We start from the raw sequence: 14,264 nt of genomic DNA, 5'->3' as shown, positions 1-14,264 counted from the left end.
TTCTGATATTTATTCTACGTCGTAACCTTGGTCATCAATCGTTTCTTTAATTTTTTCAATCGATACAACTGCAGGGTCGTATTCAACTTCTACTTTTGCTTGACTTAAATCCACGACTACCTTTTGAACTCCTTCAAGCTCTCCTACGCTTCCTTCCACAGCCTTCACACAATGTCCGCAAGACATGCCTTTTACACGAAGAATAACTTTTTCCATTTGAAATCCTCCCTACTTTTTCATAAGTCGCTGAATAGTTTCTAACACTTCATCTAAAACTTCAATGTCGCCTTCTTGGATTCTTTCAAGCACACAAGTTTTTAAGTGTCCTTCTAAAAGCAATTTGGCAACACTGTTTAACGCTGATTGAGTGGCTGCAATTTGAGTAATAATATCATCACAATATACATCTTTTTCGATCATGCCTTTAATACCGCGGATTTGTCCCTCTACTCGATTTAGCCGCGTAATGAGATTTTTCTTTACTTTTTCTGAGTGATGACTTTTTCGTTCAGTGCTAGTATGACAATGTTCGCTTTGCAATTTTGATTCATTAGGGTTTATGGTGTCCATTTTAAAACCTCCCCACGCTTTAATAGTACCATACCCTACTATGGTATGCAATTTTATAGTAGAAAATTTTTTCTTTTTGAGGTGCATCGGTTATTATATGAATGGATTCTTATTGTTTTTATTCAGGAGGTTATTCGTTGTGCTTACGATCTATTTAACTCGTCATGGGCAAACAGAATGGAATGTTCAAAAACGAATGCAGGGTTGGGGAAATGGTGAATTAACGGATCAAGGCAGACAGGATGCTCAAGCTCTCGCTAAAAGATTAAAGGATATACCAATTGATGCCGTTTATTCTAGCTCCAGTAAAAGAGCTTATGAAACAGCAGAAATCATTGTAGGCGATAGAGAAATTCCCATAATTAAAGATGATTTATTGCGGGAAATGCATTTTGGCGATTGGGAAGGACGTACACGAGACGAAATTGAACGAGAGTACCCAGAAGATTTCAAAGCATTTTGGGAAACTCCTCATCTTTTTAATCGAGATGATGGAGAAGTTTTTAGTCAGGTTCAAGAACGTGCGAAGTTAGCCTTTCAAAAAATCATTGAGCAGCATAAAGAAGGTACGGTTCTGGTGGTATCTCATTCTATTTTCCTTCGGGTTCTCATCGCATATATTCGCCAGCTGCCGCTCGAAAAGCTATTTACTCAAACACCTTTAGGGCACACCAGCTTAACAAAAGTTGTCATTAAAGACGATCTCCATCACATCGAATTCGAAGGAGACATCTCACACTTAAACAAATAACAATTGGGGACGACCGATATTTTGGATTGACGACCGATTTTTGGGCCTGATGACCGATATATTTGATTGACGACCGATATTTTGGGCCTGATGACCGATATATTCGAACGACGACCGATATTTTGAGCCTGACGACCGATATATTCGAACGACGACCGATATTTTGGGCCTGATGACCGATACATTGGATTGACGACCGATTTTATGCGCTTGGTGACCCAAATATCCAACTAACAAGCATTTTCAATCAGTCCAAATATGCGTGAAAAATACGTAGGGGCTGTCCGAAAAGGGCAACTTCATTAAAAATTGAAAGGCAAGAATGGTGAAATATCAATATTCTTGAATATAAAAAGGGGCATCCAAAAGCCGAAAATTCGACTTATTGGACTGCCCCTTTAATGTTTATACGGTCTCCCAATTCCAGTTAGACATACCACCTGTCATGTTCATGACTTTAAAGCCTTGATTTTCTAAAAACATCGTAGCATGCATACTTCTTCCGCCGGATTGACAGACAATGATGTACTCTTCGTTTTTATCCATCTCTTCTAAATGCTCTGGAATGGTTCCAAGTGGAATGTTCTTTGCTCCTGGTATCATACCGAACATTACTTCTTCTGGCTCTCTCACATCAATAATATTTAATTTCTCATGATGATCTAATTTATTTTTAGCTTCTCTAGGTGTGATATTTTTCATGTTTGAATGCTCCTTTATTTAAACATTAAGGTCTCCAAGAACTCATACCGCCGCGAACGTTGGTAATTTTCTTAAACCCTAATTGCTTCAAGATTTTGCATGCTTTTGTACTTCTCATTCCGCTTTGGCACATAACCACAACTTCTTTATTTTTGTCCAATGAAGAAGCCTTTTGTTTTAACACATGAAGAGGAATATTTTGAAATTGCCGGATATGATTGCCTTTATATTCAGCTGGCGTACGTACATCAATAAATTGAACATTCTTCTCTTTTAATCTACCTTTTAACTCTCCTGCAGATATATAATTGATACCCTTACTCGGTACCATCCTACTTGCAACGAGAATGACTGAAACAATGATAAAAATCCAAACAGACCAACTCATGTTGTTACCTCCCTTAAATACCCTTATGGGTATATTATCACCTAAACACCATTACCCCGTCAACAAAAAATATTAATCATAGAAAATGCAGTCAAATAATAAAAGCTATGACTGCCATTTAGTAACAGTCATAGCCGTATTCATTACCTTTCTAACATCCCCATCAAAACATATTGAAGCGTTTGTTTTTTGGATAATCCTTTTAATTCTTTCATTTGAATGTTGGATGTATGAAGTGGCGTTATAACAGGAACGTTTTCCACTTTCACATCCATTGGATCCTTTGCAACTAAATCTTTCTTCTTTAAGCCTTTTTGGATTTCCTGCTTTCCAGCGAAGGTCAAACCTTTATTAACTCTTTGTTTTTCTAACCTTCCACTGTCTGACAATCGGTATACATAATATTTCTTGTCTTCTTTAAATAAAGTACGGTTCGGAATGACAGGAACATTTTTTGCTTCATTCACAATTACGGTAACATCAAGCTTCGCACCTGCCAAAAGTTCTGAATCAGGCTCGTTTAAGGAAGCTGTAAACGGGTAAACCGTTTCTTTTTCTACATGAGGTTCATTTGCAGGGTATGTATGCAATGTACGTATACTGCCTTCCAACTTCTTTTTGTACAAAGGAGAGTACAATACTACTCGCATTCCTTCTTCCGCCTTTTTCCTTTGTACTTCTGTCATCAATCCTTCTACTCCTAAATCAGAGGAAGCAATTTGGATAACAGGGCTTTGTAAGTCTTGGTTTAATTCTGTCACAGTTCCTTCCACTTTGCTTGTGACCGTCAGATTGTTAATTTTTTGGTTAAGATACGCAATTTGTGCATCTATTTTTACTACTTCTTTTTCTAACCGATCCTCAGCCAGCTCTTGTTTGTATATCTCCTGCTCGATTTCGCTTTCTGATATTTTTTCAGCTGTGTATTCTTTCTCTTCATCAACTTTTGATGTTGGTACTGATATAGAATTTTGATAAGACTTCAATTTCCAAATATGATCTTGAACAGCTGCTATTTCCCCTTGAAGCTTTGTTTTTTCCTCTTCCAATCCTTTCTTTTCATCCTCTAGTTTTTCAGAGGAATAAGTAAATAAAGGTGTTCCCGGTGAAACTTGGTCCCCTTTTTTCACAAGGAAGGACTCAATTGGCTGCTTGTCTCCATCCACATAAACCGGAAATTCTTCTAAAGGCTTCAATACACCTTTCGTATCAAATTTTTCCGTTATATCATCTTGTTTCACTCGGAGCCAGTCTTCAACATAAGCCACTCTGGCTGCTTTACTGTCTTCTTTTAAAAGTAGATATAAATTTACACCCACAAATAATACACAAAAAATAATGAGTGCGGCACTTTTCCAACTATTCACAATCATGCACCCCCTCTTAAAAAAAGACTCCAATTCTGATATAAGCTAATAATGCTGAAATGAACCAACAAAAGGCAAAAAACAAACTGACAATTGGGATGATGACCTTTTTGCTTTTGCCAGATAAAGCAGTTAGATAATAGGAAATGATTCCAATCATTAGCCATTGAAATATCGTTATTTCTCCAAAGAAATAACATACGAGCTTATTGGTTGTTATGTACTGGGCAATCACTCCAAAAGCCAAAGGATTAGAAGCTTGATCGACATTTAGTCCAGTATAAATCAATAGATTTAAAGCTTTTTCAAACAAGGCCATACAAAACACTGACATTTGAATCACAACTAGCTTTTTGTATGGAATCTCAACAATGCTCCAAAAAAATAAAGCAGCCAAAAAGAGAAAAATAACAGGAAACATGAATCCTAAAACAATTTTTCCAAGTAAAAACAACTGTTTCCTTGCTTCAAATTCAGAATTTGTTAAGTCCGTCCATTCTTTCGTAATCGATTCTGATCCGATTCCCAAATAACCACTCACCGCAAATAAAGCCATACTCAACAAAAACAGCCAAGCCAATTTCAGCTTATAATGTTTAAATTCTTCGGCCTCTTGAAGCTGATATTTATAGATAAGTGGTCGGATTAGCCCTTTTAAAAGCTGAACTCTAAAGGTCATAAAAAATCCTCCCCAGTATTAATAAATGAAAGTATAATCTCCATTTTAAACGAAAATAGATAAAAAGTTTACTATAACTACTATTTTTCTACTAAAGTTAAGTCGAACAAACTCTTTTGTATGACTCATTAAGACTATTAAAGTACAAATAAATAGAACTGACTCGTGATATTGAATCAGCTCTAATGATAAAAAAATTGTTACCAGCAGGCAATACTTCCATCCGTTCTGCCTTCAGTTCCCCCAACCAATACACCTGTCTCCCAATCCCTCCAGATGATTTGACCACGTCCAAAGCTACCTGAATCGATAGCCACTTCAACCTCATGGCCTTTTCTTGATAGTGCTTGGGCCAAATGGGAAGGAAAATGCGGCTCAACCATTACTTTCTTACCTTTTAGCCATTGCCATCTTGGTGCATCAAGGGCTGCCTGTGGATTGAGATGGAAATCTATCGTATTCATAATCACCTGCATATGTCCTTGTGGCTGCATATATCCACCCATCACACCAAACGGACCTACCGCTTCCTTTCCTTTCGTTAAAAAGCCTGGGATGATGGTATGGTACGTATTTTTTCCTCCTTTTAAGGCGTTTGGGTGGGTTTCATCAAGCGAAAAATCATGCCCTCTGTTTTGTAAGGCGATCCCTGTTTCCGGAATCACAATGCCTGATCCAAAGCCCATGTAATTACTTTGAATGAATGACACCATATTTCCGTCTCCATCTGCCGTTGCGAGGTACACCGTACCAGAATGAACAGGCTGATAAGGTTCGGGACTCATCGCTTCTTCTCCTATTAAATCTCTTCTTTGCTGACCATACACTTCAGAAAGCAAATCCTCTACTGCCATTTTCATATCTTTCGGATCTGTAACATACGCTTTTCCGTCTGTATAGGCGAGCTTCATGGCTTCAATTTGTTTATGGTATGTATCAACCGTATCTTTATCGTTCCACTCAAACCCTTTTGCAATGTTTAAAGCCATTAGCGCGACAATTCCCTGACCGTTTGGAGGGATCTCCCACACATTATAGCCTCTATATTCAATCGATATCGGATTGACCCATTCGGCTTTATATGCTGCTAAATCCTCTTTTGACAAAAATCCGCCGTGTTTGGAAAAAAAGTCGGCTATTTGATCAGCAAGATCTCCTTTGTAAAAGCTCTCTGCGTTTGTTTCAGCAATTGAATGGAGTGTTTCAGCATGGGCTTTCGACTTCCATACTTCTCCGATTCTAGGTGCTCTTCCATTTGGAGCAAATGTTTCAAACCATCCCTTAAACTCTTCTCCGTGTAAAAGTGTCTTATAGTTCTTATAGGCTAAATCCCAAAATTTCCCGAGCGTAGGGCTTACTGGATATCCTTCTTCCGCATATCTGATTGCCGGCTCTAAAACATCAGGTAAAGGAAGCTTCCCAAACCTTTTCGACAATTCAACCCATGCAGATGGAGCGCCTGGGACCGTTACCGGAACGAGACCGTGGGCTGGCATTTTTTCATGTCCTTTGCGTCTAACTGCTTCTATTGAAATATTTTTTGGTGAGGGACCGCTACCGTTTAGCCCGTACAGCTGGCTATTTGTCCAAACTAAGGCAAAAGCATCAGAGCCAATTCCATTAGAAGTAGGTTCGACAACAGTAAGTGCAGCTGCTGTAGCAATTGCTGCGTCAATGGCATTACCGCCTTTTTTCAACATTTCCAATCCTGCCTGTGCAGCAAGCGGCTGTGAAGTAGCGACCATGCCTTTATTGGCAAAAACACTATTTCTCGCTAAAGGGTACGGGTTATATAAATAATCGACTGTCAAATGATATCACCTCTTTTACTATACTTCGTGACAATCTTTCCATTTCCCTTCCTAAAAATGGTTCCTGGGTTAGTATTTTGCTACTATTTTTTGAGAGAGTACTCCTATTAGAAGATGCATATTGTTTGAATATCATTATTTTTGAAAAGTACTATTTTCCCAAAAAATTATTTTGACTTTTTACTAAAAACCATTTAAATTAATAAAAGACTGTTTTAAAAAAATAGTAGAATAACTTCTTATCAAGAGAGACGGAGGGACTGGCCCTATGATGTCTCGGCAGCGGACTCACATAGTATGAGTGCTGTGCCAAATCCAGCAAGCCTAGGCTTGACAGATAAGAAGAGCGATTCTTATTGGAATAAATAAGACCTCTTCTTGTGTGCAAGAAGAGGTCTTTTAGTTTGTTAAGCGATTTATATCCATTTTAAGTGAGGTGCATTCAAATGCAAATTGAAAAAGGAAACGCATGGGCTTTATTGCCTCTTGGCGTATTTTTAGCATTGTTTATTGGATCCGGTGTTATAACTGGAGATTTTTATAAATTGCCTGTCGTGGTTGCCATCATCGTAGCGGCAATTGTAGCTTTGTTAATGAACAGAAAAGAAAGCTTAACGAATAAAATTGAACGCTTCGCAAAAGGAGCGGGTCATATAGATATTATGTTGATGGTGTTTATTTTTATTTTAGCTGGGGCTTTCTCTCAGTCTTCTAAAGAAATGGGAGCTGTAGAGGCAACCGTTAATCTCGCTATGTCTGTTATTCCTCAGAATTTGCTGATCGTAGGATTATTTATGATCGGAGCGTTTATTTCACTGGCAATGGGCACCTCAATGGGGACGATTGCAGCACTCGCGCCAATTGGTATTGGAATTAGTAGTCAAACGGATATTTCTGTCACACTATCCATGGCTGCCGTTGTAGGGGGAGCGATGTTTGGAGATAACCTATCCATTATTTCAGATACTACGATTGCAGCTGTTCGTACACAGCAAACTGAAATGATTGACAAGTTTAAAACAAACTTCTTCATTGTATTACCAGCTGCTATTTTAACAGCTATAATCTTCATTTTCATTTCAACCGGTTCAACAGCTAGTGTAGATCGTGATTCGTTTAGCGTAGTTAAAATTATTCCTTATGTCGCTGTTCTAGTAACAGCATTAGCTGGAATGAATGTGTTTGTTGTATTGTTAACTGGAACTTTGCTGGCTGGTGTGATTGGTTTCGCTGATGGAAGTTTTACGCTTACTACTTTCTTAAAAGCTATTACTGACGGAATGTATGGGATGACAGAGCTTGTTTTCCTTACCCTTTTCATTGGAGGGACAGTGGAGTTAATTCGCTATAATGGCGGGATCCAATTTATCCTGCACTTCTTGACAAAAAATATTTCCTCCAAAAAAGGTGCCGAGTTTAGCATTGCTGGATTAGTGAGTCTCACAAACTTTGCAACAGCTAACAATACCATTTCTATTATCACGGCAGGTCCACTAGCCAATCAAATTGCCGAAAAATATGAAATTGATAAAAGAAAATCTGCTAGCTTACTTGATATTTTTTCATGCAGCGTTCAAGGAATGATTCCTTATGGAGCTCAAGTATTAACTGCTGCAAAGCTCGCGGGCATCTCACCAATTAGCTTGCTGCCATACTCTTTTTATCCAATTCTCATAGCGGTTTGCGGTGCGATTGCAGTTGTGATTGGTTTCCCAAATTGGGCAAAAGAAAAAGCCCCTAAAAAAGTTTCCAGTATTACAAATCAATAACCCTTTATAGGTTTTTACGATCAATTAAAAAGGAAGCTGTACAGGTGACAGCTTCCTTTTTCATATGCTTTATATAATTTCTAAAGAATCCAGAAACACAACGATAATCACAACAGGTACAACAAACCTCATCACATTGTACCAGAGAGAGAATAGAAAACTTCCTCCCTTAGAATGTTGAAGGAGTTCCTGCTTTAACACTTCCTTCTTCATTTTCAAAGGAACAAAAATTGAAATGAGCAATACTCCAATTGGTAATAGGATGTTACTCACCAAGAAGTCTGCAATATCAAAAATATTTTTGTCAAACAAAGTCAGTTCCCCAAGTACCCCGAACGAAAGCGCAGAAGGAATTCCAAGAATGAAAATAAGGATTCCGATTGTCCAAGAAAAGGAAGCTCTCTTTTTCATATTCCCTTTAGCTAATGTTGCAACAGCAATTTCTAGCATTGAGAAGGCCGAAGTTAACGTCGCAAATAAGAATAGCGCCAAGAAGAGTAGAAGGAACAATTCTCCAAATACCATTTTTTCAAAGACAGCCGGCAAGACGATGAACAATAATCCTGGTCCTTCTGCGGGTTCAAATCCAAAAGAGAATACAGCCGGAAAAATAGCTAAGCCTGCCAATAGAGCAATAAACAAGTTCATCGTAACTACCGACATGGCCGGCTGGACAATGCTTTCATTCTTCGGAAGATAGGAGCTGTATGTCGCCATTACCGATACCCCTAAGCTTAGCGAGAAGAAGGATTGCCCCATCGCAAACAAAATACTTTCAGAAGTGATATTCGAAAAATTTGGCTCCAAGAAAAACTTAACGCCTTCCATCGCATTCTCTAAAGTCAGAGAACGAACAATCAGGATCACAAACAAGATGAATAAAGCCGGCATTAAGATTTTACTTGCCTTCTCAATTCCCTGCTGTACACCTTTAGCGACAACAATGATGGTAATGAGCAAAAACATACCCTGTGCTGCCAGTACAGTCCATGAGCTGGCAATTGTTTCACCAAACAAACTACCATAATCTGCCCCTTTTTCAATGACTCCACCATATAGTCCTTTTACAAAATAAATGACAATCCAACCGCCAACTACACTATAGAAGGAAAGCAGAATAAAACAGGTAACAACCCCCAATATACCAATCCAATGCCATCTCGTATTAGGTGCGATTGCTTGATATGCACGGATCGCATCTTTTCCTGTACTCCTACCTACTACAAACTCCGCTAACAATAATGGCAATCCAATAAATAAGGAAAACATTATAAATAAAAGAAAGAAAGCTCCTCCTCCACTTACTCCTGTTACATATGGCAATTTCCAAATAGCCCCGATTCCAATTGCAGAACCGGCAGCAGCAAGGATAAAGCCAATTCGTGATGACCATTGTTCTTTTTCCATGACGCCTTCTTCCTTTCTTCTACCTACTGTATTTTCAAAAATAATCTTTCTTTACGGCAAAAATAAAAGCCACATCCCTATCTATTCATTCTAGATAGGGACGTGGCTGAACACGCGGTACCACCCTACTTGGAAGCTGACGATTTCTGCTTCCCGCTTTAATGGAAATAACGGTCCAAACCGTCCTTTTTGCAATTCCATGGCTATTGCAAAAAAGGAAAGCTCCAAGACTGAAATTCACCTTGTCTTTGTATCAGTTTCCACCAACCACTGATTCTCTTAAAACAGGGAGACAGGCTTAATAAAATCTCTTCAATGCTTTAATTATTAAAAATAATGATATTCGAAATTATAGTATGATAAGAATTAAAGGTCAAGATAATAAGTTCTGAAAATTATATTTATTATTTTAAAATTAGATTTTAAATGAATTAACATATATAACTCGTGTTTCTTAATATTATTTGACGTTCTTTTTCTATATTTGTAAAACATTTGTGCTATTGTATTAAATGAAGAAAATATTTATATTACATAAAAAGCAGCGGATTTTCTGATCCGCTCTTTTTCTTATTTCATTCAAGACTTCTTACATATTCTGCAATAGATTGTATTTCTTCATCGGACAATGTTGGGATAGAATGGTTTTTATGCTTCATAATAGCTTCTTCAATTGTTTTTGCTGAGCCATCATGTAGGTAAGGTGCTGTAGCCCATACACCTCTTAATGTCGGAGTGTCATAGGATCCTTTTTTTCTAGGGTTTTTAAAAGCTCCTCTAGCATCACCATCAGAATCCTGATCCCATTTGTTAGCTGTACCGATGTTATGCAGAAATTCTACACGGTCTGTCGTTAACGCTCCTTCAGCATTGACCGCCAAAGTGCTATCTGTTAAAAATTCTCCACCATGACAGCTCAAGCAATTTCCTTTTCCCTTAAAAAGTAGTTCCCCTGCTTTCGCTTTATTGGATAAAGAACCATCGTCATTACGATAAGGACTTTTTGGAACAGGAAAAGAATCTGGTTGATCTAAAAAGGCAAACATCGCATCATACATATGCTGTACCTCAGGTGGAAGCGGTGCACTCGGATCGAAATCCATCATCCCTCCCATTTCTCCTTGGACAGTATGGATGTAGTCTGTAAAATCATCCCGACTTCCATCCCACATAAATAAACCTGTTTTTGTCGTTAATACGTTACTCGGAACATTTCGTTGTCCTTTCGGCGTCATCAATGTTAAACCGTTTATTTCACCATTGCTATGACAGGAAGCACAACTCATCCAGTTATTTCCTGTTATATCTGTTGCAAACTCATCACTGTTTGCACTATAAAATATCGTTTTCCCTTCTCTTACAAGCTCAGAAAGAGGGTCTTTTTTGATCAGAGAGATCGGTTCTGTTGTTTGTTTGACCCTTGCGTAAGGTGAGGAGCCTCCTAGATCAATAATGGATAAATCATGACTCATTGCATTATGTACATAAGCTGTAGTCCCCTCATCATTTACCACAATCCCTCTTGGATTATTCCCTTTCATTCTTCTTAGAATTTGCGTTGCATTTCCACCTCTTTTCAAGTCAAATACAACCAAATCCTCACTTCCAGACATCACAACATATGCCTTGGAGCCGTCCTTGGAAAAAGCTACATCATATGGATTCGACACAATCATCGTCTCATTTTTTGAATCTAGTACATTCATTTCCTCAAAGAGCTCTTTTCTTTGTTCTATTAGTTCTTGGTCGTTTACTGTATCGATGACTGAAACAGCAGGAAAAATGGTCTCCTGAAAATGTATGGGCGTATCTACATTTGTTAACAAATGTGGAATCCAAGCTGTCTTTCCATTAGGAGTGATGACGATCTGTTCTAGTGTGTTAGGAATTCCCTGACTTTTTTTATGGTCCGGAAGATCAGGGGAATTTTGCAGCTGAATCGTCTTAACGACATCGTAATTCTTTAGATCGACGACACAAATCTTTGCTTCTAAATATAACGGAATATACAATTTATCTCCCTTTGATGTAATGGTGATGCTTCTTGGTCTGTCTCCTAATTGTACTTCTTTTACTAATTTCTTATCTTTCAAGTTAAAAACTTGCAGATTACCAGATCGGAAATTAGAAACAAACAATTTCTTGCCATCCTGACTCGTCATAACCCCATATGGTTCAATACCAGTCTGAATACTGTCCACGACCTTTTTACGCTCTAGAGAAACAATATCCACCTGATGATCGTATAAGCAGGATACATATAGATATTTTTCATCTGGACTTAAAACAAGCTGACTGGGCTCTTTTCCAACCGGAATTTCTGCTTCAACCTTTTGTTTTTCTACATTGTAGATCGTTACTGTGTGAACGTCTAAGTTAGCAGTATAGATATACGTATTCCTCTTATTGATAGCAATATTATTGCTGTTAAGAGAATAATCTCTTATGATCTCTTTTGCTCGTTCCTGTTGAATGGTTTTTGTAGAACAAGATCCTAAGAGTACAGCTGTAATGAAAAGCATCAATGTCCATCCAAATCGCTTCAATGGCTCTCACCTTTATTTCTTTTTAAGCTCTACTGGTACGAGAACAGGAGCAATCCCATATTGGCCGTGCCCAGCTTGAATTTGTGGTACGTTGTCTCCGTCTGTATTGCCAGACTTGTCTCCTGCTTTGTAGAAATCGCCAGTATCCCAAAATTCGCTTGTGATCATTCCTTGATCTAACGCAGGACCATCTATTATTTTTTCATGGAAATCTACATACTTAGAGGTAATCGATTCGATCTCTAAAGCTTCAGGCTGCTCCGATTCGTTTCCTGTATTAGAAAGATTTTGGATCCCCACTCTAAAAGCTGCAGAAAGCACACCGGCAACATAAGGATCGTATTTCCATTCACCTTTTTTCGTTTGATACAGATTTAATTCTTTGTCTAAGAAATATTCATCCATCTTCACATATAGCTTTCTAGCTGCTTCGCGATACTTTTCATCCTTAGTGGCTAAATAAGCTGCTGTTAATCCTCTAATCGCACCTAATTGGGCTTTTAATGTAGGTTCAGATGTATCCACACCTTTTTCTACATCAAAACCGTTTGCCACTAATCCATGATCTTGCATTAGTTCATTCATGATGAAATCTGCTTGCTTGATTATAAGTTCTTTTGCACGTTTACCTTCTGCCGTTTGCAGCGCTTCACCTTCTTCACCGCTGCCATAGCCAACTGGCATTCCATCAAATGCTCTTTGGAAAATACGCAGCGCTTCCATTGTATATCCCGCTTGGAATGTATCCATATAAGTTCCCGCTTGCTCTCCAGTATGTTCAGTAACAAAGAAACCTTTTTCCTTATTAAAGTGCATGGCATCAATATTTTTGAATACATGTAGAAGCACATCACGGTTTACAGAATAAGGATCGTTTGAACGAACATCATTTTCTATCGTGCTGTCAATATTTTTCTGTTCTGCTTTTGGATAAGGTGCACCATCAAATACAGCTCTAAAGGAAGGGGCTACATTTTTGCTTTCTGGTCTTTGATCAGTCATTCCGAAATATTCAGATCCTGACCAAAGCATTAACCACTGGTCTTGTAAATAACTCTTTGAATCTACTACTTTAAGTTGACTAGCTTTTGGCGCTACATCATTGCCATCTTCCATCACTTCGATTTTATGAGGCAAATATACAAAGCCTTCTTCCGGGTTATATAACGTTCCAGGCTTAATATTTGTTAATTTTTTATTTTTTCCATCCATAAATAGCTGATCTGCTACAAAATTAAGCTTGTTCCAAATTTCTTCAGCTAAAATCATGCCTTGCATACCGTCGGCTGAGCTAACACCTAAGGCAACATCTTCAGCTTGATCGTCATTTGGTGTGTTGCCCTCTAATTCCTCATCTGTTTTTGTGTTATGGTAACCTCCTAAAAAGTCGCTAGCCCATAACACTTGCTTTAAAAAGGTTGCTCCATACGCAGAAGGATTTAACTGCTTCTCCATTTTAGAGCGATCCCATCGCACCGATTTATAATCCACTTGATAAACAGGTACATACGTACCGTCATCATTCGATGCATATTCGTCTATATTTACTTCTTGAGGATAGTGAGGATCGCCTTTTGTATATTCAATCATTGTAGGAAACATATTTTGAAAAATTTCTTCTCGCGGATAACCGACTGAATCCGCCAGCTCATAATATCGTTCTGAGAGAGCCTCCTCAGGTGTTAATCCTTTCATTTTTGCCCAATGCTTTAATGCAGGTCCATGTACTAAATGAAGCCCAAGACCAGATTTTTCTACAACCTCAATCATAGCTTCTTCTGAATATTCGTATGCCTCGATTGCCGCTGTATAATCAAATGCGCTCGGCTCGTTTATTTTTCCCGGGTCTAGAGTATCCAAATCAACCCCTAATCCCTCAACTAACGGTTCGCCTGATAATTCAAATTCAGTTAGTGCAAACATATTGGCTGCATTATCGTATGTATAATCTGAAACACGTACTTCATAATTTTCCTTACGAACAGCCTGCGCTTCTTTTTCTTTCTCTGTTGGCTTGCTATTGGTAGCTTGGTCATTGTTCGTACAAGCTGTAGAAAGCAACAAGCAAGAAGCCACTGCTAAAGTGGACATTACTTTCCATGGTTTATTCATTTTATATCCCCCAACCCTTCAATGATAATAATTATCATTATCATTATACTCTTTTAATCTCCTATTTCAATATCTCTAGTAATAATTGACAAAAAATTCACAAACGATAAAGTGAATCTTCCATCCGTTGCATCTAATTCTGCTGATGTTTATTTTTTCGAA

General features: G+C 38.2%; 13 protein-coding genes, 1 riboswitch and 1 other annotated feature. Of the genes, 2 read left to right on the top strand and 11 right to left on the bottom strand.

Translation table 11 applies throughout. The annotated features are described in order from the left end of the window. Positions 1 to 9 precede the first annotated feature (9 nt). Together copZ and GD441_RS12380 are read right to left on the bottom strand one after the other, a co-directional pair. Positions 10 to 216 (bottom strand): copper chaperone CopZ, encoded by a 207-nt coding sequence (gene copZ, locus GD441_RS12385; protein WP_153126752.1) that lies wholly within the window; start codon positions 214 to 216, stop codon positions 10 to 12. A gap of 12 nt (positions 217 to 228) precedes the next feature. Beyond that, positions 229 to 570, bottom strand: coding sequence for a metal-sensitive transcriptional regulator (locus GD441_RS12380; RefSeq protein WP_153126751.1), 342 nt, complete (start codon positions 568 to 570; stop codon positions 229 to 231). A gap of 139 nt (positions 571 to 709) precedes the next feature. On the opposite strand from GD441_RS12380, the gene GD441_RS12375 reads away from it, so the two are divergent. After that, complete coding sequence (locus GD441_RS12375) at positions 710 to 1,321, top strand: histidine phosphatase family protein (RefSeq protein WP_225434223.1); 612 nt, start codon at positions 710 to 712, stop codon at positions 1,319 to 1,321. On the opposite strand, the gene GD441_RS12370 is transcribed toward GD441_RS12375, so the two are convergent. The 6 genes from GD441_RS12370 to GD441_RS12345 form a co-directional block, all read right to left on the bottom strand. Further along, entirely contained in the window at positions 1,310 to 1,558 is a 249-nt protein-coding gene (locus GD441_RS12370) for a hypothetical protein (RefSeq protein ID WP_153126749.1), read from the bottom strand. The two genes, GD441_RS12375 and GD441_RS12370, sit on opposite strands and share 12 nt — an antisense overlap. Positions 1,559 to 1,726: 168 nt before the next feature. Next, on the bottom strand, positions 1,727 to 2,023 hold the full coding sequence (locus GD441_RS12365; protein ID WP_153126748.1) for a rhodanese-like domain-containing protein: 297 nt from the start codon (positions 2,021 to 2,023) through the stop codon (positions 1,727 to 1,729). Positions 2,024 to 2,048: 25 nt separating this feature from the next. Then, positions 2,049 to 2,411 carry a rhodanese-like domain-containing protein gene (locus GD441_RS12360; protein WP_153126747.1) on the bottom strand — a complete coding sequence of 121 codons (363 nt, stop codon included), beginning with the start codon at positions 2,409 to 2,411 and terminating at the stop codon, positions 2,049 to 2,051. 143 nt (positions 2,412 to 2,554) lie between these two features. Further along, on the bottom strand, positions 2,555 to 3,778 hold the full coding sequence (locus GD441_RS12355; RefSeq protein ID WP_153126746.1) for an efflux RND transporter periplasmic adaptor subunit: 1,224 nt from the start codon (positions 3,776 to 3,778) through the stop codon (positions 2,555 to 2,557). A 16-nt stretch (positions 3,779 to 3,794) separates the two neighbouring features. Next, a complete protein-coding gene (locus tag GD441_RS12350; RefSeq protein ID WP_153126745.1) occupies positions 3,795 to 4,457 on the bottom strand; it encodes a hypothetical protein in 663 nt (220 codons plus the stop codon). A 200-nt stretch (positions 4,458 to 4,657) separates the two neighbouring features. Then, a complete protein-coding gene (locus GD441_RS12345; protein ID WP_225434222.1) occupies positions 4,658 to 6,268 on the bottom strand; it encodes a gamma-glutamyltransferase family protein in 1,611 nt (536 codons plus the stop codon). A gap of 236 nt (positions 6,269 to 6,504) precedes the next feature. Then, positions 6,505 to 6,612: riboswitch (SAM riboswitch) on the top strand. 102 nt (positions 6,613 to 6,714) lie between these two features. On the opposite strand from GD441_RS12345, the gene GD441_RS12340 reads away from it, so the two are divergent. Then, entirely contained in the window at positions 6,715 to 8,037 is a 1,323-nt protein-coding gene (locus GD441_RS12340) for a Na+/H+ antiporter NhaC family protein (RefSeq protein WP_153126744.1), read from the top strand. A 69-nt stretch (positions 8,038 to 8,106) separates the two neighbouring features. Here GD441_RS12340 and GD441_RS12335 read toward each other — a convergent pair whose 3' ends face one another. The 3 genes from GD441_RS12335 to GD441_RS12325 all read right to left on the bottom strand — a co-directional run bounded on the left by GD441_RS12335 (position 8,107) and on the right by GD441_RS12325 (position 14,102). Further along, a complete protein-coding gene (locus GD441_RS12335) occupies positions 8,107 to 9,444 on the bottom strand; it encodes a sodium-dependent transporter (RefSeq protein WP_153126743.1) in 1,338 nt (445 codons plus the stop codon). Between the two features lie 93 nt (positions 9,445 to 9,537). After that, positions 9,538 to 9,769: a binding site (T-box leader), on the bottom strand. A 250-nt stretch (positions 9,770 to 10,019) separates the two neighbouring features. Then, the gene (locus tag GD441_RS12330) at positions 10,020 to 11,966 is read right to left on the bottom strand and encodes a cytochrome D1 domain-containing protein (RefSeq protein WP_191992183.1); all 1,947 of its coding nucleotides are present in this window, start codon (positions 11,964 to 11,966) and stop codon (positions 10,020 to 10,022) included. Positions 11,967 to 12,002: 36 nt separating this feature from the next. Next, on the bottom strand, positions 12,003 to 14,102 hold the full coding sequence (locus tag GD441_RS12325) for a hypothetical protein (RefSeq protein WP_153126741.1): 2,100 nt from the start codon (positions 14,100 to 14,102) through the stop codon (positions 12,003 to 12,005). Between the last annotated feature and the right edge of the window lie 162 nt (positions 14,103 to 14,264).

It is taken from the genome of Peribacillus tepidiphilus, from assembly GCF_009466385.1.
Lineage (GTDB): Bacteria > Bacillota > Bacilli > Bacillales > DSM-1321 > Bacillus_BN > Bacillus_BN tepidiphilus.
Note: the sequence above shows the minus strand (reverse complement) of the source record. Positions and strands in the feature narration are given on the sequence as shown.